This window comes from Seonamhaeicola maritimus, assembly GCF_008056315.1.
Taxonomy (GTDB): Bacteria; Bacteroidota; Bacteroidia; order Flavobacteriales; family Flavobacteriaceae; genus Seonamhaeicola; species Seonamhaeicola maritimus.
Genome location: NZ_VRKQ01000024.1, coordinates 12898 through 34669, shown reverse-complemented (window position 1 = coordinate 34669; position 21772 = coordinate 12898). Strand labels below are relative to the sequence as shown.

At 33.5% G+C, this 21772-nt stretch carries 16 protein-coding genes; 13 read left to right on the top strand and 3 right to left on the bottom strand.

The features are described from left to right. Positions 1-44 precede the first annotated feature (44 nt). The 4 genes from FUA22_RS17995 (at position 45) to hpf (ending at position 3015) form a co-directional block, all read left to right on the top strand. Complete coding sequence (locus FUA22_RS17995) at positions 45-440, top strand: hypothetical protein (RefSeq protein ID WP_147769995.1); 396 nt, start codon at positions 45-47, stop codon at positions 438-440. Between the two features lie 8 nt (positions 441-448). Then, on the top strand, positions 449-2089 hold the full coding sequence (locus FUA22_RS17990) for an AMP-binding protein (RefSeq protein WP_147769994.1): 1641 nt from the start codon (positions 449-451) through the stop codon (positions 2087-2089). Positions 2090-2096: 7 nt separating this feature from the next. Then, complete coding sequence (locus FUA22_RS17985) at positions 2097-2648, top strand: GDSL-type esterase/lipase family protein (RefSeq protein WP_147769993.1); 552 nt, start codon at positions 2097-2099, stop codon at positions 2646-2648. 67 nt (positions 2649-2715) lie between these two features. Then, on the top strand, positions 2716-3015 hold the full coding sequence (hpf, locus tag FUA22_RS17980; RefSeq protein ID WP_147769992.1) for a ribosome hibernation-promoting factor, HPF/YfiA family: 300 nt from the start codon (positions 2716-2718) through the stop codon (positions 3013-3015). Positions 3016-3063: 48 nt separating this feature from the next. Here hpf and rlmH read toward each other — a convergent pair whose 3' ends face one another. After that, a complete protein-coding gene (gene rlmH / locus FUA22_RS17975; protein WP_147769991.1) occupies positions 3064-3537 on the bottom strand; it encodes a 23S rRNA (pseudouridine(1915)-N(3))-methyltransferase RlmH in 474 nt (157 codons plus the stop codon). A gap of 128 nt (positions 3538-3665) precedes the next feature. On the opposite strand from rlmH, the gene nadC reads away from it, so the two are divergent. The 3 genes from nadC to priA all read left to right on the top strand — a co-directional run bounded on the left by nadC (position 3666) and on the right by priA (position 7989). Further along, positions 3666-4526, top strand: coding sequence for a carboxylating nicotinate-nucleotide diphosphorylase (gene nadC, locus FUA22_RS17970; protein ID WP_147769990.1), 861 nt, complete (start codon positions 3666-3668; stop codon positions 4524-4526). Positions 4527-4605: 79 nt separating this feature from the next. Beyond that, complete coding sequence (locus FUA22_RS17965) at positions 4606-5532, top strand: YihY/virulence factor BrkB family protein (RefSeq protein WP_147769989.1); 927 nt, start codon at positions 4606-4608, stop codon at positions 5530-5532. A gap of 3 nt (positions 5533-5535) precedes the next feature. After that, entirely contained in the window at positions 5536-7989 is a 2454-nt protein-coding gene (gene priA, locus FUA22_RS17960) for a replication restart helicase PriA (protein ID WP_147769988.1), read from the top strand. A 9-nt stretch (positions 7990-7998) separates the two neighbouring features. Here the strand turns inward: priA and FUA22_RS17955 are convergent, their stop codons facing one another. Next, the gene (locus FUA22_RS17955) at positions 7999-8694 is read right to left on the bottom strand and encodes a LytR/AlgR family response regulator transcription factor (RefSeq protein WP_147769987.1); all 696 of its coding nucleotides are present in this window, start codon (positions 8692-8694) and stop codon (positions 7999-8001) included. Positions 8695-8891: 197 nt separating this feature from the next. Here FUA22_RS17955 and rpsF point away from each other — a divergent pair, with 197 nt between their 5' ends. The 6 genes from rpsF to hisS all read left to right on the top strand — a co-directional run bounded on the left by rpsF (position 8892) and on the right by hisS (position 15324). Next, on the top strand, positions 8892-9230 hold the full coding sequence (gene rpsF / locus FUA22_RS17950; protein ID WP_147769986.1) for a 30S ribosomal protein S6: 339 nt from the start codon (positions 8892-8894) through the stop codon (positions 9228-9230). Next, the gene (rpsR, locus tag FUA22_RS17945; protein ID WP_170309967.1) at positions 9230-9529 is read left to right on the top strand and encodes a 30S ribosomal protein S18; all 300 of its coding nucleotides are present in this window, start codon (positions 9230-9232) and stop codon (positions 9527-9529) included. Before rpsF ends, rpsR begins: the two co-directional genes overlap by 1 nt. A gap of 13 nt (positions 9530-9542) precedes the next feature. After that, positions 9543-9995 (top strand): 50S ribosomal protein L9, encoded by a 453-nt coding sequence (gene rplI, locus FUA22_RS17940; RefSeq protein ID WP_147769984.1) that lies wholly within the window; start codon positions 9543-9545, stop codon positions 9993-9995. A 131-nt stretch (positions 9996-10126) separates the two neighbouring features. After that, complete coding sequence (locus FUA22_RS17935) at positions 10127-13276, top strand: TonB-dependent receptor (RefSeq protein ID WP_147769983.1); 3150 nt, start codon at positions 10127-10129, stop codon at positions 13274-13276. Positions 13277-13334: 58 nt separating this feature from the next. Continuing rightward, positions 13335-13802, top strand: a complete 468-nt coding sequence (locus FUA22_RS17930) for a DUF6495 family protein (RefSeq protein ID WP_147769982.1) — start codon at positions 13335-13337, stop codon at positions 13800-13802. A 151-nt stretch (positions 13803-13953) separates the two neighbouring features. Continuing rightward, positions 13954-15324 (top strand): histidine--tRNA ligase, encoded by a 1371-nt coding sequence (hisS, locus tag FUA22_RS17925; protein ID WP_147769981.1) that lies wholly within the window; start codon positions 13954-13956, stop codon positions 15322-15324. 100 nt (positions 15325-15424) lie between these two features. Here the strand turns inward: hisS and FUA22_RS17920 are convergent, their stop codons facing one another. Beyond that, on the bottom strand, positions 15425-21553 hold the full coding sequence (locus FUA22_RS17920) for a choice-of-anchor D domain-containing protein (RefSeq protein ID WP_147769980.1): 6129 nt from the start codon (positions 21551-21553) through the stop codon (positions 15425-15427). Positions 21554-21772: the final 219 nt, after the last annotated feature.

Sequence of the window (21772 nt, the reverse complement as noted above, 5' to 3'; positions counted from 1 at the left end):
TTAATTAGATTTATCTACTAACAACTCAAAAATAATATCAAGTTATGAAAAAAATAATAGTAGTTATTTTTCTTTTTTTGTTTTGTTCTTCTTATGCTCAAAACAAGAACATTAGAGGGGTTAGCCCTAAGGGAATGTATGAAAATGTATTTTACAGATCCACAGAGAGCCCTGGTAAAGATTTTCCGTTCAAGGTAAATAAAGTCAATTTTTCAACTAGCTTTAAAAGCTCTAAAGGAAAGAATATATATCAGGTTTCGGTTTACGGAATTGTAAACAATAAAAAGGAAGAAGTTCACTATAATGCGGCTTCAATAGAAGAAATAGAATATTACGCTAAGGTTTTTAAAGGCAGGTTTAAAAGAATCCTTCTTTTTGAACATGACTATAACGTTGGTTCTAAAAAACATCATGACACCTCTATTGTAGTAGAATATTAATTTTTTAAATGCTAAAATTTAATTCACCTCTTGAAGCTTTCTTGCATTGGGAAAGTAATGCTCCTAGTTTAGTTTTTTTAAACCAGCCAATTGCGAATAAAACAATAAGTTTTACATATAAAGAGGCTGGAGAGGAGGCTAGAAGAATGGCTTCGGCCTTAAAAGCATATAATTTAGTTGAAGGCGATCATGTGGCTATTTTGTCAAAGAATTGTGCGCATTGGGTATTAGCAGATTTAGCCATAATGATGTGTGGTTTTGTTTCTATACCCATTTATCCAACGCTTAATGCCAATTCTATAAATCGTATTTTGGAGCATAGTGAGTCTAAAGCTATTATTGTAGGAAAGCTTGATAATTTTGATACGCAGAAGGAAGGTGTTCAAGACATACCAATTATAAGCGTTAACTTATACGGTGAATCAGGAGGTGATTTATGGGAGAATTTAGTAGAAGAAAATGAACCTTTACAAGTTTTGAACAGGCAAATTCCTGAAGCATTACATACTATTATTTATACCTCCGGTACAACGGGTACGCCAAAAGGAGTAATGCATACGGTGAGCAATTTTATGGAAAGCTCTCATATATTACCACCAATATTTAATTTACCTCAGCACTTAAGAGTGTTTTCATATTTACCCTTGGCTCATGTTGCGGAAAGAGTCATGATTAATGCTGGTATGTCACTAGGAGGAACTATTTTCTTTATACATTCAATAGATACTTTTGCATCAGAATTAGAAAAAACTCAACCTCATGCCTTTTTTGCAGTTCCAAGAATTTGGACAAAATTTAGAGAGAAAATATTAGAGAGTTTACCACAAAGCAAACTAAATGTTTTACTAAAAATACCGTTGATTAATAAACTTTTAAAGAATAAATTAAAGAAAAAATTAGGTTTAAGAGATGCACACATAGTTTGTTCAGCAGCAGCTCCTATTGCGCCCAGTTTGATAGAATGGTTTCAATCTTTGGATATTCGTATTATGCAAGGTTACGGAATGACGGAAGATTGCTGTGTGTCTCATTTCAATACACCTATAGATAATAGAATAGGCACAGTTGGGAAGACTTTAAATAATGTAAATGCTAAGCTTTCTGCTGAAGGTGAAATTTGTATCAAAAACAATTGTCTTATGAAAGGGTATTATAAAGCGCCCGATTTAACTGCAGAGGTTTTTGATGATGAAGGTTACCTAAAAACGGGGGATATTGGTGAATTTGATCATGATGGATTTTTAAGTATTACGGGGCGGGTTAAAGACCAGTTTAAAACAGATAAAGGAAAGTATATTTCACCTTCTTATATGGAGCTGATAATATCTAAAAACACAGATATTGAACAAGTCTGTGTAGTAGGGTCTGGTATTCCGCAACCTATTGTTTTAATAACTCTTTCTGAATTGGGAAAAGCAAAGCAAAAAGATAAATTAATTGAAAGTTTAAAAGAGACGGTTGCCCAAATGAATCCAACACTTGAGAACCATGAGAAAATTGAAAAGATTATTATTATGAAAGAAGAGTGGAGTGTAGATAATGGTTTGTTAACTCCTACATTAAAGGTTAAAAGAAATAGTATAGAGAAGATTCATAAAGCTTTTTATATAGAGTGGTTTAAAATGAATAATACAGTAATTTTTGAATAAATTAGGTATGAGTCTTAAAAAGTTAGCATGTGTTGGAGATAGTATTACTTTTGGTTATGAAATTCCAGAAGAAAATAAATGGACAAAACTTTTAGAAGAAAAGTTAAAGATTGAAGTTCTAAATTTTGGTATTAATGGGGATACAACAAACGGTATGTTGAGTCGTTTTAATAAAGTGCTTGAAGAACACCCTACTCATATATTAATTACCGGAGGAACAAACGATTTGTGGTACGGGTTAAAAGATGAAGAAATAGTAGCCAATATTAATGCAATGGTAAGACATGCTAAGCATGAAAATATAGAATGTTTCGTTGGAATTCCAATACCTTTTCTAAATCTTAATGAACCTAATTTAGTTGATGAAGACTATGCAGAATGTGTTAGAAGTTTTCAGGCAAGATTGATTAAATTTTGTAGACTTAAAGAGCTTCCGTATATTGATTTTTCAAAAGGGATGAAAAAACAACATTTCATGAATGATGGATTGCATCCCAATATTTTGGGGCAAGAAATTATGGTGAATAGTGCAGAAAAAGTTTTAAAAAACTGGTTCTAATATGATAAAAATCATCTTTAAAAAAATAGAACTAAATTAAATTTGAAATAGATAAAAGATAAATGGTATGACAATAAACATTCAATACGTTCATATAGGAAATAGTGAGGCTATGAACGATTACGTAACGGAAAAATTAAATAATCTTCATAAAAAATTTGATTGGATTATTAAAGCCGAAGTTCATTTTGAAGTTGAGCAAAACGCAAAACAAAAGGGAAAGATTTGTAAGATTGAATTAAGTGTTCCTGGACCAAGAATTTTTGCTAGATCAAATGAAGATCAATATGAAGAAGCAGTTAAACGAACCATTAAAGATTTAGAAACTCAGCTTAAAAAACGTAAGCAGGTTTTTAATAGCCATTAAAAGCTAATATTTTATTTGAGCCTTATCACTATTTAAATTAGATTCTAATTATCTATGGTGATAAGGTTCATTTTTTAATATGGTAAAACCTCTATACAACTGCTCAATAAAAAACAACCTTACCATTTGATGTGAAAACGTCATTTTAGATAATGATATTTTTCCGTTGGCTCTTCTATAAACGTCTTCAGAAAATCCGTAAGGACCTCCAATAACAAATACAAGTTGTTTAATACCGGAGTTCATATGTTTTTGAAGGTAAGTTGAGAATTCCACAGAATTAAACTGTTTGCCATTTTCGTCCAACAGTATTAAAGAGTCAGAATTGCTTGTTTTACTTAAAATAAGTTCACCTTCTTTCTGTTTTTGTTGTTCTTCACTTAAATTTTTTACTTTTTTTAAATCAGGAATAATTTCAAAAGAAAACTTAATATAAAAGCCCAATCTTTTAGTGTAATTATTTATAAGTGCCTGTAGTTCATTATTATCTGTTTTGCCAATTGCAATTAGTTTTATAGTCATAAAATCAAAAATACTGTTTACTATTTACGAAATATTCATTTAATATTCAAAAAAATGGAAAATTCGCAAATCTAAAATTTAAAAAAGTAAATCTATTTATTATTTTTGTTGCAAATCAACAAAAAATTATGATTACACAAGAGCAGTTTGATCAAGAAGTTAGAGCTATTATTGCAAATGCTATTAGAGAGGATGTTGGAGACGGCGATCATAGTTCGTTAGCATGCATTCCTGAGAATGCTAGAGGTAAAGCTAAACTTCTAGTAAAAGATAAAGGGGTTATTGGCGGGGTTAACTTTGCGAAGAAAATTTTCGCATATGTTGATAAAAACTTAAAATTAGATGTTCGTATAGAAGATGGAACAGAAGTTACCTATGGGGATGTTGTCATGTATGTTGAAGGGCCATCACAATCTATTTTAAAAGCTGAACGCGCGGTTCTTAACTCTATGCAGCGTATGAGTGCAATTGCTACTAAAACAAGAATGTTTGTTAATTTAGTGAAAGGTACAAATACCAAAATTTTAGATACCAGAAAAACAACTCCAGGAATTAGAGTTTTAGAAAAATGGGCAGTGAAGCTAGGTGGTGGAGAAAATCATAGGTTTGCGTTATATGATATGATAATGTTAAAAGATAATCATATAGATTTTGCTGGAGGTATAACAAAAGCCATTGAGACTTCTAAAATTTATTTAAAGGAAACAGGGAAGGATTTGAAAATAATGGTTGAGGCCAGAAATTTAAGTGAAGTTGAGGAGATTTTAAGAAATGAAGGTGTATACCGAATATTACTTGATAACTTTGATTACGAAGATACTAGAAAAGCTGTTGAATTAATTGGAGATAAGTGCTTAACGGAATCTTCAGGTAATATCAATGAAACTACTATTAGACATTATGCGGAGTGTGGAGTTAATTATATTTCATGCGGAGCTTTAACTCATTCTGTGCATAATATGGATTTAAGCTTGAAAGCTATTAAATAGTTTATTTCTAAAAGAAAATATTGTTATTCTACTGTCATTATTTAATAACTTTGCTTTATAGTATTAATGCAAATTATTTATGACAAAACCCATTGAAGACAAATTAGACAAGATCCCTGTTTTAAATGTCTTGGTGCGGTTCTTAAAAAAAATCAAACTACCTGGTTTAGAAGGATTATCATTTTATGATTTGTTAGAGCTCTATGTTATTGGAATAGTTAAAGGCGCTTTAACAACTAGGGCAAGTGCTATAGCATTTAGTTTTTTCATGGCGTTGTTTCCTTTTTTGCTGTTTGTGCTTTTTATTATTCCATATATTCCTGTTGATGGTTTTAAGACTGAATTTTTAGTTTTTTTAGAGTCGTTTTTACCACCTAATACATCGGATTTTTTTATTCATAACATTTTCGAAAATATAGACCAATCTCAAAGAGGAGGGTTGCTGTCTTCTGTTTTTGTTCTGTCGATTGCCTTAATGGCAAATGGCGTAAATGCGGTTTTTTCAGGTTTTGAAAATTCATATCATGAACAGCTTACCCGGAATGTATTTAAACAATACTTGTATGCTTTAGGTATTGCATTAATATTAGCATTTTTATTAATAATTACTATTGCGTTTTTAGGATATTTTCAGATCTATATAGTTCAGGAATTGTTGGATGTTTTAGACGTTGATTCTCAAAATGTATTTTGGGCAAATTTTGCGCAATATTTGTTTTTTGTAATCATGATTTATCTGGGCACGGCAACTTTGTATTACTTTGGAACACATGAAGGAAAACATTCAAAATTCTTTTCTATTGGAGCCATTTTTACAACACTTCTTATAATGTTGTCTTCATATTTGTTTGGCATTTATATTGAAAATTTTGCGCAGTATAATAAACTTTATGGTTCTATAGGCGCGCTTCTAATCCTTCTTTTTTATTTATGGCTTAATGCTAATATATTGTTGTTGGGGTATGAGTTAAATGCGTCTTTGAACAAGTTGCGTAAAAGGTGTTAGGCGATGCGATATTTTATAGACATTATACTTCCCATTCCGCTTCAAAAATTATTTACTTATTGTATAACTGCTGCTGAAGCTGAATTTTTAAAACCAGGAATGCGAGTAGCTGTTCCTTTTGGGAAATCTAAAATATATACAGGTTTAGTTTTTAGAATTCATAATGAAGCGCCAACTGTTTATGAAGCGAAAGAGATTCATCAAATTTTGGATGAAACTCCAATTGTGAATAGTATTCAGTTAGAATTATGGCATTGGATTTCTAAATACTACATGTGTACTTTAGGTGATGTTATGCGAGCTGCTTTACCAAGTGCATTTATATTAGAAAGTGAAACAGTTGTGACAAGAAGCTCTTTGAAAGAGGTTGATGAATCTCTTTTAAAAGATGATGAGTTTTTAATTTATGAAGCTTTACATCATCAATCATCTTTAAAGATTCATGATATTTCTAATATTCTTGACAAAAAGAATGTGCTACCGGTGATAAAACGGCTTATTGAAAAAGAAGCTATTGCAGTTGAAGAAGAAGTGTATGAAAAGTACAAACCAAAATTAGTGCGCTATGTTAAATTGCACGTTAACTATTCTTCTGAAGAGGCTTTACAAGATTTGTTGGATAAACTAAGTAGAGCTCCTAAACAACGTGATGTTGTTATGACTTTATTTTCTATTTCGGCAACAACCAGAAAACCTGTAAAAGTTTCAGAATTGTCAAATGAAAGTAAAGTGTCTCCGCAAATAGTAAAGGCTTTAATTGATAAAGGTGTTTTAGAAGAATATTATATTCAAACAGACAGAGTACAATATTCTGGAGATGAAAACGAAGCTTCTAAAAATCTCAATGAACACCAGCAAACTGCCTTAAAAGAGGTGAAAGACTCTTTCAAAAATCAAAATGTTACGCTCCTTCACGGTGTGACGTCTTCCGGTAAAACTGAAATTTATGTAAAACTTATTGAGGAAGTTTTTGAGAAGGGAAAGCAAGTTTTGTATTTGTTGCCAGAAATAGCTTTAACTACACAGTTAGTAAACAGGTTACAGAATTATTTTGGAGAACAGGTGTCAATTTTTCATTCAAAATATTCAACTAACGAGCGTGTTGAGGTTTGGAATAATGTTTTGAACAATTCCGCGAAAGCGAGAATAGTTTTAGGAGCCAGATCATCTGTTTTTTTACCCTTCAAAGATTTGGGACTCATTATTGTTGATGAAGAACATGAACAATCATTCAAGCAATTTGATCCAGCTCCAAGGTATCATGCTAGAGATACAGCGGTTATTTTGGCAAATATTCATAAGGCAAAAACCTTGTTAGGTTCTGCTACTCCAAGTTTAGAAAGTTATTTTAATGCGAAACAAGGCAAATACGGTTTTGTTGAATTACTGCACAGATTCAATAATGTTTTGATGCCAGATATTGAGTTAGTCGATATAAAAGATAAGCACAAAAGGAAACGAATGACTGGTCATTTTAGTGATAGACTCATTAAAGAAATTACTGAGGCACTAGATGAAAAACAGCAGGTTATATTATTTCAAAATAGGCGTGGATTTTCACCTATAGTTGAGTGTAATACATGTGGGCATTCACCACAATGTCCTAATTGTGATGTGAGTTTAACATATCATCAATATAGAAGTCAGTTGCGCTGTCATTATTGTGGCTACAATATGTCAATGGTGCAAGATTGTATGGCATGCGGAAGTCCTGATTTAGATAGTAAAGGTTTTGGTACAGAACAAATAGAAGAAGAAGTAAAGATTCTATTCCCGGACGCAAAGGTGGCTAGAATGGATTTAGATACTACCAGAGGGAAATATGGTTATGAAAAGATAATTACCGCCTTAGAGCAGCAGAAAATAGATATTTTAGTGGGGACACAAATGCTTACCAAAGGGTTAGATTTTAGAAATGTGAAGTTAGTGGGTATTATGAATGCTGATAATATGTTGAACTTTCCTGATTTTAGAGCTCATGAGCGCAGTTTTCAGCTTATGGTTCAAGTGTCGGGTAGGGCAGGAAGAACTGAGGAACGCGGTAAAGTGTTAATTCAAACTTATAACCCCTACCATAATATATTGCAGCAGGTTTCTACTAATAATTTTATTGATATGTTCAATGAACAGATGAACGACAGGTATAATTTTAAATATCCACCAGTTTATAAGCAGATAAAAATAACTTTAAAACATAAAGACTATAATAGAGTAGAGAATGCTTCTATTTGGTTTGCTAAATCTTTAAGGCAATTTTTTGGAAATTCTGTTTTGGGGCCAGAATCACCACCAATTTCAAGAATTAGAAATCAGTTTCATAAAAACATTTTGATTAAAATTCCTAAAAAGCAATCATTGGCAAAAACAAAAGAAGCTATCATTAAAGTAAATAATAGCTTCTCTAGTATAAAAGATTTTCGGTCGGTTAAAGTAATTTTAAATGTCGATAACTTCTAATTAAATGTTTTAAATATTATTTAAAGCGTCAACCAATTGTGTCTTCTTATTTCTACTTAAAGGAATTTCATAGGCTCCAACTTCAACATTCTTACTGTTAAATCTGTCAATTTTATCAAGATTCACAATATATGATTTGTGGATTCTTAAGAACTTGCCTTCAGGTAATTCGGCTTCAAAAGCTTTCATTGTAGATAAAACTACTAAGCTTGTTTCTTCTGTAACTAATTTCACATAATCACCAAGAGCTTCAATCCATTTTATATCTTTAATGTAAACCTTACGCTTTTTAAGGTTACTCTTAACAAAGATATGTTCTCCATCTTCTTCATTATAATCTAAAGTCAGCCTATGTTGTTCTAATGCTTTTTCAACAGAAGTGTTAAATCTTTCTCTAGTAATTGGTTTGTGTAAGTAATCGGTAGCATCGTAGTTAAATGCTTTAAAAGCATATTCAGTTTTACCGGTCACAAAAATAATTTGAGGTTTTTTGTTTAATACGTCTAAAAGTTCAAATCCGTTTAGTACTGGCATTTCAATATCTAAAAAGATGAGGTCAACTTGGTGCGTATTTAAACCATTTTTAGTCTCTAAAGCACTACTATACTCTGCTATTAAATTAAGAGAAGGATGATTTTCTACTAATTTAACAATTGAGAGTCTTTGTATTGCTGAGTCGTCTACTACTACACAGTTTAAAGTCATAACATTTTAATATTTCGGTTAAGATATCGACAATAGTACGAAAAATTCGGTTAAAAACCAAAAAACATCGATAAAATGCTTATTTTAACATAATTTTAACATTTATAATAAACGATATAATTGTTAGGGCTTATGTTTGCAATATATAAATTATTTATCTAATTTTGCAGCCATTTTTAACAATAAAATAGATTTTTATGAATCATTATGAAACTGTTTTCATCTTAAATCCCGTTTTATCTGATGACCAGATAAAGGAAACAGTAAAGAAATACGAAGATTTTCTTGTTTCTAACGGAGCTAAGATGGTATCGAAAGAAGATTGGGGCTTGAAAAAATTAGCTTACCCAATTCAAAACAAGAAAAGTGGATTCTACCACTTATTTGAGTACACCGTTCCTGGTGAGGTAATTAACAACTTAGAAGTAGAGTTTAGACGTGATGAACGTTTTATGCGTTATTTAACTGTATCGTTGGATAAGCATGCTATTTCTTGGGCTGAGAGAAGAAGAGAAAAACTTAAACAAAAAGCTTAATTATGTCATCAATAGAACAACAATCAAAAGGAAAAAAAGACGGAGAGATTAGATATTTAACTCCGCTTAATATTGAAACTAACAAGGCTAAGAAGTATTGTCGTTTCAAAAAGTCTGGTATTAAATATATTGATTACAAAGATCCAGATTTCTTATTAAAGTTTGTAAACGAGCAAGGTAAAATTTTACCTAGACGCTTAACAGGAACTTCATTAAAGTATCAAAGAAAAGTGTCTGTTGCTGTAAAAAGAGCACGTCACTTAGCTTTAATGCCTTATGTAGCAGATTTATTAAAGTAAAATACCGATAACAATGGAACTTATATTAAAACAAGACGTTGAGAATTTAGGATTTAAAGACGATGTTGTAACAGTTAAGAACGGTTACGGTAGAAATTTCTTAATTCCACAAGGACAAGCTATATTAGCTACAATTTCTGCTAAAAAGGTGTTAGCAGAAAACTTAAAGCAAAGAGCTTTTAAAGAAAAGAAAATAGTTGATGATGCTAAAGCAATTGCAGAAGCATTAAAAGTATTAGAAGTTAAAATAGCTTCAAAAGTAGGAGCTGGAGACAAATTATTTGGATCTGTTAACAATATAGACGTTGCTGCTGCTTTAGAAAAAGAAGGACAATCAATAGATAAAAAATTCATCAATGTAATTGGTGGAAATGTAAAACGTACAGGGAAGTATAACGCTATAATACGTTTACATAGAGAGGTGTCTGTTGAATTACCATTTGAAGTTATTGCACAGGCAAAATAATATTAACAAATAGTTAATAAAACTTATTTGTTAAAAAGGCTACTCTTTAGAGTGGCCTTTTTTTTTCACTATTTTTGATATGCGCATTTTCTATGCGCGCATAATAGACTAACTCATTTAAAACAAATCAAATGAAAAAAACATTCCTTTTATTTTTTTTCTTATTTGTTGGTGTTCTTGGCTTTTCGCAAGTAACAACTTCAAACATTAAGGGTCTTATTGTAGACCAAAATTCTGAGCCACTTCCTGGGGCTAATGTGGTTGCTATTCATACACCAACGGGTACTAAGTATGGAGCTGCCTCTAACATGGACGGAAGATTCAACTTATTAAATTTAAGAGTTGGAGGCCCATATACCATAACAATTAGTTTTGTTGGTTACCAAGAACAAACATTTAATGATGTGTATTTAACCTTAGGTAAAACACAAAATATTGATGTTACTTTATCTGAAGATACGGCTCAGTTAGATGCTGTAGTTATACAAGGAACGGGCGGCACGGGTACTTTTGGTAGTGACCGTACTGGTGCTGAAACCAGTGTTGGTAGAAGAGAATTAACTAGATTGCCAACAATATCTAGATCGCAGTCTGATTTTACGAGGTTAGAACCATCCGCAAGTGCAGGATCTTTTGGAGGTAGAAATGATCAGTTTAATAACTTTTCTTTAGATGGTGCTATTTTTAATAATCCATTTGGTTTAGATGCTGCCACACCTGGAGGACAAACTAGCGCACAACCTGTTTCATTAGATGCTATTGAGCAAATTCAAGTCACTACAGCGCCTTATGATGTAACGCAATCTGGATTTACAGGAGCTTCTGTGAATGCGGTTACTAAAAGTGGAACGAATGAAATTCATGGTACTGTTTATGCATTTTCCAGAAATGAAAAAATGACTGGAAAGAAAATTAGAGGAGAAGAGGTTACAAGACCAGATTTAAACCAAACACAATACGGTGTAAGTATTGGTGGACCAATAGTGAAAAATAAATTATTCTTCTTTGTTAATTATGAAAACGATGATAGAGATGATTTAGGAACTAACGGTTGGGTTCCAAGTGGTGGTTCTGGTTCTATTAATGATTCTAGAGTTACTGGTGCAGATTTAATGGCTGTTCAAACCGCTTTGGCAGGATTAGGGTATGATACTGGTGCTTATCAGGACTTTACTTATGCATCAAAATCTACTAAAGGGATTATCAAATTAGATTGGAATATTAATGATAATAACCGTTTAGCTATAATTTATAACTGGTTGGAAGCTTCAAAAGAGAAGCCAGCGCATCCAACAGCTCTTGGTTTTAGAGGGCCAAATGCAAACACACTTCAATTTGAAAATTCTGGTTATGAAATTAATAATAACCTAAAGTCCTTTCAAATAGAATTAAACTCCACATTATCAGCTACATCTTCTAATAAGCTTCAAGTAGGGTATACGCATTTTGATGACTTTAGAAACCCATTATCAAGTCCAATACCAGCTATTAGTATTCAACAAGACGGTTCAAACTATATTATTGCAGGTCATGAACCATTTTCTATTAATAATAGATTAGATCAAAAGGTATTTCAGTTTACGGATAATTTAAACTTTTTTATGGGAGACCATACCATAACCATAGGTACATCATTTGAAAAATTCCAATTTGACAACTCCTTTAATTTAGGTGTATATGGTTTTGGTGATGCAAGAGGTTATGTGGGGGCATTTGGTGCATTTGGTTCACTTGCAGACTTTCAGACAGCTGTTGGAAATGGTTTAATAGGAGATGCAATTGCGAATGCAGAAAGTGTTTTTGCCAATAATAACGCTAATGATTCATGGGCACTTGCCGAAACTAATGTTGGTCAAATGTCTTTCTATGTTCAAGATGAATGGAACATGAATGAAAAGTTTAAGTTAACTTATGGTTTACGTTTAGATAAGCCGTTGTTCTTTAATTCAGCAGATAAGGCCCAAGATGTTATTGATGGAACTGGCGATTATGCACCTAATACACCTTATATAAACCCCAATACAGGGCAAGTGCAACTATTGGATAACACACAAATGCCAAACAGTGATTGGTTAATTTCTCCTAGAGTAGGTTTTAACTATGATGCTAAGGGAGACCAAACATTACAAATAAGAGGTGGTTCGGGATTATTTACAGGGCGTTTTCCTTTTGTGTGGTTAGGTAACCAGATAGGAAATCCAAATTGGTGGTTCCATCAAATGGTTGATCCAGATTATAAGTTTCCTCAAGTTTGGAGAACCAACATTGGTGCAGATAAAAAATTTGATGATGGTTTAATTTTAACCGCAGATGTTTCATACACAAAGGATGTTAATGGAGCCCATGTTCAAAACTGGGGGTTAACTGGTCCAACAGGTACGCTTAACAGTGTTGATAATAGACCTGTATATACTGCTTCAGATTATGTGCAAGTAGCTGTTCCGTTTCCAGCTAATGCTAATGCTTACGTTATGTCAAATTCAGATAAAGGACGTATATGGAATGCATCTGTGAAGGCACAAAAAACATTTGAAAACGGTTTTTACACCATGTTAGCTTATAACTATTTGAATTCTAAAGATGTAAACTCAATTGAGGCTGAAATTACAGGGGATGCTTTTGCATTTAATCCGGCTTATGGTAATGTAAATAATGATGTTCTAGCTTATTCTAGATATGGAGATACGCACAGATTTATTGGTGCAGCCTCTAAAAAGTGGATCTATAATAATGATAAGATGGCTACTACTATTTCTACATTCTTTGAATATGCACAGGGCGGACGCTTTAGTTATACCTACGGAGGTGATATTAATGGAGATGGTTCTGGTTTAAATGATTTAATTTATATTCCTACTTCTAGTGAGATAAGTCAAATGAATTTTACTGGTGGAGGTGATCATGCAGCTCTTGAAAATTATATTCAACAAGATGATTATTTAAGTAGTCGTCGTGGACAATATGCTGAGCGATATGGCGCATTAGCACCTTGGAGAGGTCGTTGGGATATTAAGATTTTACAGGACTTTAATATTAATGTTGCAGAAGACAAAACAAACACAATTCAGTTCAGTATTGATATATTAAATTTTGGAAATCTTTTGAATTCTGATTGGGGCGTTATTCAGCAACCAAATAACGTTCAGCCCATAGGTGTAACTGTTGATGGTACCGGAACTCCAACCTATACTTTCAATAATAGCCAAACAAATACGTTTGGTTATGACTCTAGTTTAGCATCTAGATGGCAAGCTCAGTTTGGATTACGTTATATTTTCTAAGAAAATAAAAGATATATGCTTAAATTTGCGCTCCTAAATTAGGGGCGCATTTTTTATTATGAAATATTCTAGACTTACAAAAGAACAATTTGAAGAATTACACCAAGAGTTTATTAATTTTTTGGCAACACAATCTATTACAGCAGATGAGTGGGCTAATTTAAAAGTAAACAAACCTGAATTAGCAGAAACAGAATTGGATGTTTTTAGCGATTTAATTTGGGAAGGTGTTTTAAATAAGGCGGAGTATTTAGAGCATATTTCTGCACAACATATGTATTTGTTTAAATTGGGCGAAGATAACATGCAAGCTATTGTGCTTAATGTTAAAAATGATATGGATATCACAACAAACGAAGGGTATAATTGGTTGCGAGAGCATTTGATGGATGATAGCGTAGAGTTTTTTCAGGCAGATAAGGCCTATTCGGAAGATAAGAATTTAGATAAGTTTAAAATGATTGAACAGGGCGCTGTAATTACTAAAGGCGATTTGTTTAAATATTTTAATAAGTTGATAAGTTAGTTTATCATTCTTTCTAAAGCTGGAATCTATTTTCAATATAATCTGTTATTTTTGCCCTATTCACATCACATAGTTACAGATGTTTTAAAATGATGTGTATTGTTGTATTAAATAATTATTAAAAGAGATACCTGTATTTACAGGGTGTATTATGGCTCAAAAACCAAGCATACCAAAAGGAACTAGAGATTTTAATCCAGAGCAGGTAGCAAAGCGAAATTATATTTTTAATACTATTCGTAGCACATTTGAAACGTTTGGGTTTCAATCTATAGAAACACCTAGTTTTGAAAACTCTAGTACCCTTATGGGTAAATATGGCGAAGAGGGAGACCGTTTGATTTTTAAGATTCTTAATTCTGGCGATTATTTATCTAAAGCCAATTCTGAAGCATATGAGACTAAAGACTCTAATAAGCTAACTTCCAGTATCTCTGAAAAAGCTCTTAGATATGATTTAACAGTCCCTTTTGCTCGCTATGTGGTACAACACCAAAATGAGATTGAATTCCCTTTTAAACGCTATCAGATACAGCCTGTTTGGAGAGCAGATAGACCCCAGAAAGGACGTTTTAGAGAGTTTTACCAATGTGATGCCGATGTAGTTGGAAGTAAGAGTTTGTGGCAGGAGGTAGAGTTTATTCAATTATATGATACTGTCTTTAATGCCTTAAAGTTGAATGGGGTTACTATTAAAATCAATAACCGCAAAATATTATCGGGAATTGCAGAAGTTATTGGTGCTAGTGATAAGTTAATTGATTTTACAGTAGCACTTGATAAACTTGATAAAATAGGAGAGGAGAAGGTAAAAGAAGAAATGCATTCAAAAGGAATTTCAGAGGAAGGAATTTCTAAATTACAGCCTTTGTTTACACTTTCTGGTACTTTTGAATCTCAAATAGACAGTTTAAAAGCTATATTATCTACTTCGGAAGAAGGTCAAAAAGGAATAAAGGAATTAGCCTTTATAAATGATGCTATTTCAGAATTAGGATTAAGGACTGCAGCATTACAATTGGATGTGACATTAGCACGTGGATTAAACTATTATACGGGTGCTATTTTTGAAGTTTCTGCTCCCAGTGAAGTTAATATAGGCTCTATTGGTGGTGGTGGTCGCTATGATGATTTAACCGGAATCTTCGGAATGAAAGATGTTAGTGGTGTTGGTATTAGTTTTGGTTTAGACCGTATCTATTTAGTTTTAGAAGAGCTTAATTTGTTTCCTGAGACCGTTAATAAAAATGTTGAGGTGCTATTTATCAACTTTGGGGATAAAGAAGCCTTATTTAGCTTAAAAGCTATTAAAACCCTTAGGAAAGCAGGGGTTAATGCAGAATTATATCCCGATGCGGCTAAAATGAAAAAACAAATGACTCATGCTAATAGGCGTAGAATACCTTTTGTGGTTTTAGTTGGGGATCAGGAAATAACTTCAAACACCTACACTTTAAAAGATATGGTTTCTGGAGACCAATGTAAATTATCAATAGATGATTTAATTTCAAAAGTGAAATAAAAAGAGCCCTAAATTTTTAGGGCTCTTAACTAGGTTAAGTCATGGTAGATTTGGGAATCGACTAACTCAAACTAAACTAAACTAAAATTTAACTAACTATTTATTGTACTAGCACTTTTTTAGATAGTGTGCCATCTATAGTATTTACTTTAATTATATAGGTTCCTGGGTTAATATTACGAGTTTTAAATTCTTGATAGTTTTCTGATTTAATTTTTTCGAATACATAAACCGACTGTCCCAAAATGTTATAAACCTCCATAGATTTAATATCTTTCAAGTCGGGGTTATGTAGAACGAAACTTTGTTTTTCGTTAGAAAAATAAGTGTTCAGATTCTTGTTTTCTAAGTCTTCTGCACTTAATGATGGTTGAGAAGCATTTTCAAAAGTAATCTCAAATCTGTTTAGGTGTTCTCCAGCAGTTAAGAATACTTCATAATTTCCTTCTTTTAAGTTTTGATATACGTCAAGTTCTTTGTCGTGAACAAAAACATTAGTATTGATGTCAATATTTTCTAATCCATCAATCTTTATTGTAGATAAGCCGTCTATATTTGTTTTTATACCTAAAGGAAGTATTTGTTGATTGTCAAAATTATCTACTGCTTGAATAACAAGTTTACCTCCATTAAGGTTCCAGAACATATCTTCTTTATTTGTTTCAAATAAATCAGCGTCGTAACCAGGGTCAAAATCACTAGAGGCATTTTGATCAACACCAACTAATAATTGACGATGAAATCCTTTAGGAGAATCGAACATTAACCTAATTTTTTGCCTTTCGTCAATTTCTGATTTAGATGAGGTAGTTTTAGATTTGGTGTCAGCGGATTTCATAAAAGTAGAAGAACCTCCTGACTCTTTTTGGAAAATTCTCTGACTATTTTTAAATGTAATAGTACCGCCTACAGGATTTACAGTATTAGATTCACCTGTATTTCTTGCAAACACAAAGAAACCTTGTCCAACAGGTATATATCTTTTTGGTGTTTTAGTTGCTGTCAACACACCTAAATGATTAATTCTAGTGTCATTATTAATTGCTTGAGTTCCACCCATTAATGTATACATGCCATAACCACCTTGGTATTCTGCTAGTACATGTGAATTGCTGGCAAAATGCTCCCAAAAATATAATGCTCCGTTTATTACATTGACAGAGTTCCTTCCACTACCATCTGCAATATTATCTAATATAAACTCATCAGCATCAAGGGCAGATGGGTAAGGGTTCCCAACTAGATAATCGTTGCCAGAGGCTATACTTAAAGTAATATCTCCGTTGTTTGGTTTTCCATTAAACACATAATTATGTTCTAAGCCTATAGAACCACTTGTATTTTCTATACCTTTCATGGTAAACCCTTCTCCGGCATAAATAGTACCAGTACTTCTCATATGTTGCCATTGAGAATACGTGTTGCCAACTCTATTTGCATACTTCCAAACCCAATAATCAGCTATACTTGCTGCAACTGAACCAGGAGTTCCAGGACTTCCATTGTAACCGGAGCCTAAAAATGTAATCGCCAATGGGTTGGTATCTATTGCTCCATCATTTAAAATATCTTGCAATGTAAATCCAAATCTAGTTGGATTGGGGTTGCTATCTGCAGGTGGATCTGCAACTCCTACAGGAGAGCACCAATAATTATAAGTAAAAAGATCTCTTGTACCTTGTTGGTCTCCTTCAAGTTGTCCATTGGTTCCAACTGATAATGAACTATCAGGTCCTTGAACCAATTGAGATTCACCATCTAAATCAATAAACCCGTTAAGTTCCAAATACCAACTTACGTTTAACTCTGTATCATTTTGTATGCTGAATTCAATAGGGTTAGAACTTCCGTCTAATTCATCCACAATAACGCCTACGTGTTTTTGATCTACATTATACGTAACATCATCATGAGAAATTTTAATAATAGACCAATCATAATTAACCGCATCATTACCATGTACACCATGGGCGGGAATATCTAAGGCTGTAGCTAAACTTCCACTTTGTTGTGTAACAAATGGCACTGGAGCCGATTGCACATCTATAATCTTTGTGTTATATATTTTAGCACCCGTACCTACATCTATTCCAGATGTAGCGTAATCGTCGATGATATCATCTTTGTAGGCATCCATTCTAAAATACCTTCTCATATTGCTCCAAGGCAGTGCGGTAGCTGTATCAGTTCCGCTATCGTAGTCTGTAATATCTAAGGGGATCACTGCTCCTCTTGCACTCCCATTATCCTCAAGCTCTTGGTAAATCATTTTGCGTAATTCATCAGCTGTTAAAGCTTTGTCGAAAACACGCAATTCATCAATATATCCGTGGTAGTGTTTATCATTGGCAGATGATCTACCTATCATTAAATTAGATGCGCTGGTAATACCACCCGATGAGTCTGTATCTTCTGAAATACCATTGATATATAAAACTGAATTTCCAGATTCTGTGGTCACAGCAATGTGAGTCCATCTGCCATTTGTAATAGCAGTAGAAGAGGTTAGAGTTGTACCTTCAATTATAGCACTTACCGTGTTATCTGAATTATTAATTCTTAGGTAAAAATCATCTTGACCCATAATGATTCTATCATCTCCATTGGTATTAGCGCCATTGGATCTAATAAAAGCCATCATGGTAGCTGGACCAGAACTTATAACGTTGGTATCTTCACCATAATCATTTCTTCCATCAAAGAATAAATGTAGTTTTCTATCTAAATCTCTTGGTGAACCAAAGGCAGTATCATCTGTGTCAAAGGCATCTAAAATACCATCGCGTTCAGAATCTGTACCTCCATCTATAATACCATCATTGTCGGCATCAAGACTTGCATATAAAGTTCCGTCAATATCAAATGTAGAACCATCTGAAGTAATATCTAAATAGTCTGGGGTACCATCACCATCAGTATCTAAGGCGTATAAAGGACCAGTACCTTGGCTATCATTTCCATAGGAATCGCCATAGGAAGTGTTATTTTCGTAAAAATCATATATATCTAAAATACCGTCACCATAACCTTCATTGGTTCCGTCGCCATCAGAATCTTTTTCCCTAAATGTTTCAGTTTCTAAACCATCTCCAACGCCATCGCCATTGATGTCACCATCACCATTTTGGAATAAAGCGTCATTACTGTTAGTAACGCCTAATTCATCAACATCAAAAATGCCATCGTTATCACTATCTAAATCTATATAGTTTGGTACGCCATCACCATCACTATCTAAAGGTGAAATACCATCGGCACTATCGTACATGCCATTCCCATTGGAGTCAGTCCATGCGGCAACACTCGTTAATTGAGCTTCACCTTCACTTACGCTAGCAAAACCAGCTTCAACTACATCTGGAATACCATCGTTATCAGAATCTAAATCGAATACATCGGCGATACTATCGCTATCTAAATCACAAAGGGTTTGTGAAATAACAATATCATCTATCGCTAAGTCATTTCCACCACCACCTGGTGCATTGTTAACAAATTGAACAATAAAAGATGTTTCTGAAGTAGTAAGCTGTTGTGAAAACTGTTTCCATTCAGAAGTTACACAGGTATTAAATGAAGGATCTGATGGATCGTAAGCTGGATCATTAGGATCATTAATTGCACCAGAACATCTAGTAATATCACCTGTATCGAAAGTTGCAATTAATGTACTTCTGTCTGATGTGTAAAAATTCACAGTTACGTTAGGTTGAATTCTTGGAACACTTCCAGCTCCTTCTTGAGCTATAAAGCGATCATCTGCATTATCAATATTAACTACCCAAAAACTATAGGTTACGGGTACATTGGCTAAAGTTCCCTTAATTTCTGTTTCATAAAATACGCCAGGGGCATAACTGGCATTAAATATAGCCATTCTACCATCGGTATCTCCAGGGGTATGGTCTTCAATAGTTCCCCAAGCATACCAAGCCCAGGCTGCTACTGAATCACCAGAAGGGCCAATAGTTTCACCGTTAACGCCTGTAGTTAGAAAACTAGCAACGGTGTATTCACCATCTTGTAAATTAGTACTATCAAAACTAGAGTCACAAGGAGAACTTGTTCCACTATCACCATCTTCAATACAATAATTCGTTGTTGCGGTATATAAAGTACTAATAGCTGTACTTCTAGTTGTACCAGTACCAAAAGTTTCATTTAAGAATTTGTAATCGGTTGTAGAGGCAAAACCTGCTAATCGACAATTATTCTCTTCATCAGAATCGGTTATGCCGTCGTTATCATCATCGTCATCGGCATCGTCATAAACACCATCATTATCACTGTCAAAAAAGATTAAGGAACCTTGTGCCGATAAATTAATCGTGTAGGTTTCCTCACCCGAATCACCAGTAGATAATATAGTTAAGGTAGCTGTATCTAAAGTTTCTGTAGTTGTGCTATAAGCAATTTGAATAGCTTCTGAACCAAATACACCTAAAACTAATGGTGTTGTTGGAGCACTTTGTAAAGAAAACTTAGTGGATCCTGTTAAGGAAATGGAGGACACATTTAAATCTGATCCACCAATGTTTTGTAAATAGAAGGTACGTACGGCAGTTTCTGATACAATTTGAACATCCCCAAAGTGGGTGTGATCAAAAATACTTGGGGTGTTAGTACCATCTCCTATAATAGATTGCAGGTTACCTTTTACGTCAATTTCAGCACCACAGGTTGCTCCTGATACATTAAAATATCCAGTAACACCAGCTAAGGTAGCACTGTCGCCATTTGTATTAACAAAATCGGCGCCGCCACCAGTTGGATATATTCTTATGTTATCTGTTCCATCCCATCCGTTACTATTCGTATCGTACATAATATAATAGTAATTACTTAAATCTTCAACACAACTTAAGTCTACCGTGGTCGAATATGGGGCGTTACCATTTCCAGTAAAACCATTATCAATGGTTAATATAAGCTCATCTGAAGGTGAATAGATTTCAACTCTGTTTTGTTGTGAACGACTCGGCCAATTTACATAAACAGAGACCTCTGTAAACGTTGAATTAGCTCCTGTACCTTGAATATTAAAAATATAAGGGTCTTCACTGCCTGTAGTATCATTATTAGCAATAGAAACTGTTGCTGTTCTAGTTCCTAAAGCTGTAGGGTCGAATGTAATATCGAAAGTCGTACTGCTTCCACCAGAGATTGTTTGTGAAATTCCTGTAATATCTAATGTAAAATCAGCTGAGTGAGTTCCTCCAATAGTAATATATGGTGAAGGATCATCTAAAGTAAGATCTATAGGTCCTGTGTTATGAATAGTAAACGTATGTGTTACACTACCAACTGATACACCTGTAGAACCAAAGTTGGTGTCGTCTGATATTAATGGTGTATTTGTACCGTCCCCAACAATGGAGTTTCCAAGACCTCTAACATCAATTTCTGGTTGAGGTGTTAAAGCATTGGCTGTAATATTGTAAACATAGGTGCCTTCATCGGCATCATCATTATTTATTGTAACGGTAGAATTTTTTATTCCCGTACTTCCAGCGTTAATTGTAACGGTAAAAGTAGTGCTTCCTCCAGCGCTAACAGTAGCGGGTAAAGTGATTCCAGATACAGCATAATTTGTAGCATCGGATAATACAATACTAGTTACACTTAAATCTGCTAATCCTGCTGAGTTATCTATGGTATAGGTTTCACTACTACCAATGCCAACATAAACATCGTCAAAGTCGGTATCATCTGATAAAGCAGGGGTGTTTGTATTATCACCGGCTATAGAGTTTCCGTTTCCAAGAACATCAATTTCCGGATATAGTTGGTAACCTGTTCCTTGAATTGTAAATGTATAGGGTGAGTTAGTTCCATTGTCGAAGGTGACTGTTACTGTTGCAGTTTTTAAACCGACTGAACTAGGGGTAAATGTAATTGTATGGAAAACACTACTATTATTACCAGCAATTGATCCGTAATTTGTCGATGTAGTCGGTGTAAAATCACTAGAACCTGAAATAGTTACGGTCACATTGTTAAGGTCCTTTGAAGAATTACCATTAGTAATATTATCTAGTTGGAAACTATTTGCGTTACTATTTCCAACAACTATTGAACCAAAATCAGTGTCATCAGAAACGGTAGGTGTTGTGTCGCCATTCGAAATTAATGTTGAATTACCAATAACCTCTAATGTTCCTTGAGCAAAACTATTGTTACTAGCAATACAAAGTAAAAGCACAAAAATTACGAGAGTATAATTTTTCATAAATAGTTAAATTTTAGTTTGGGACTAATTATTTGGCGCAAAATAGAGCTGAATTCTATGAAAAGCAAAAATAATCGATGAAATACATGTTTTGTTAACATTTTAACATCAATTATTGTATAAAACCACCGATAATCCGACATTATCATGTATCTGTAAGAATTTATAAGTGCTTATAAATCACATGAAAACACCCATTTACAATGTTGTAAATGGGTG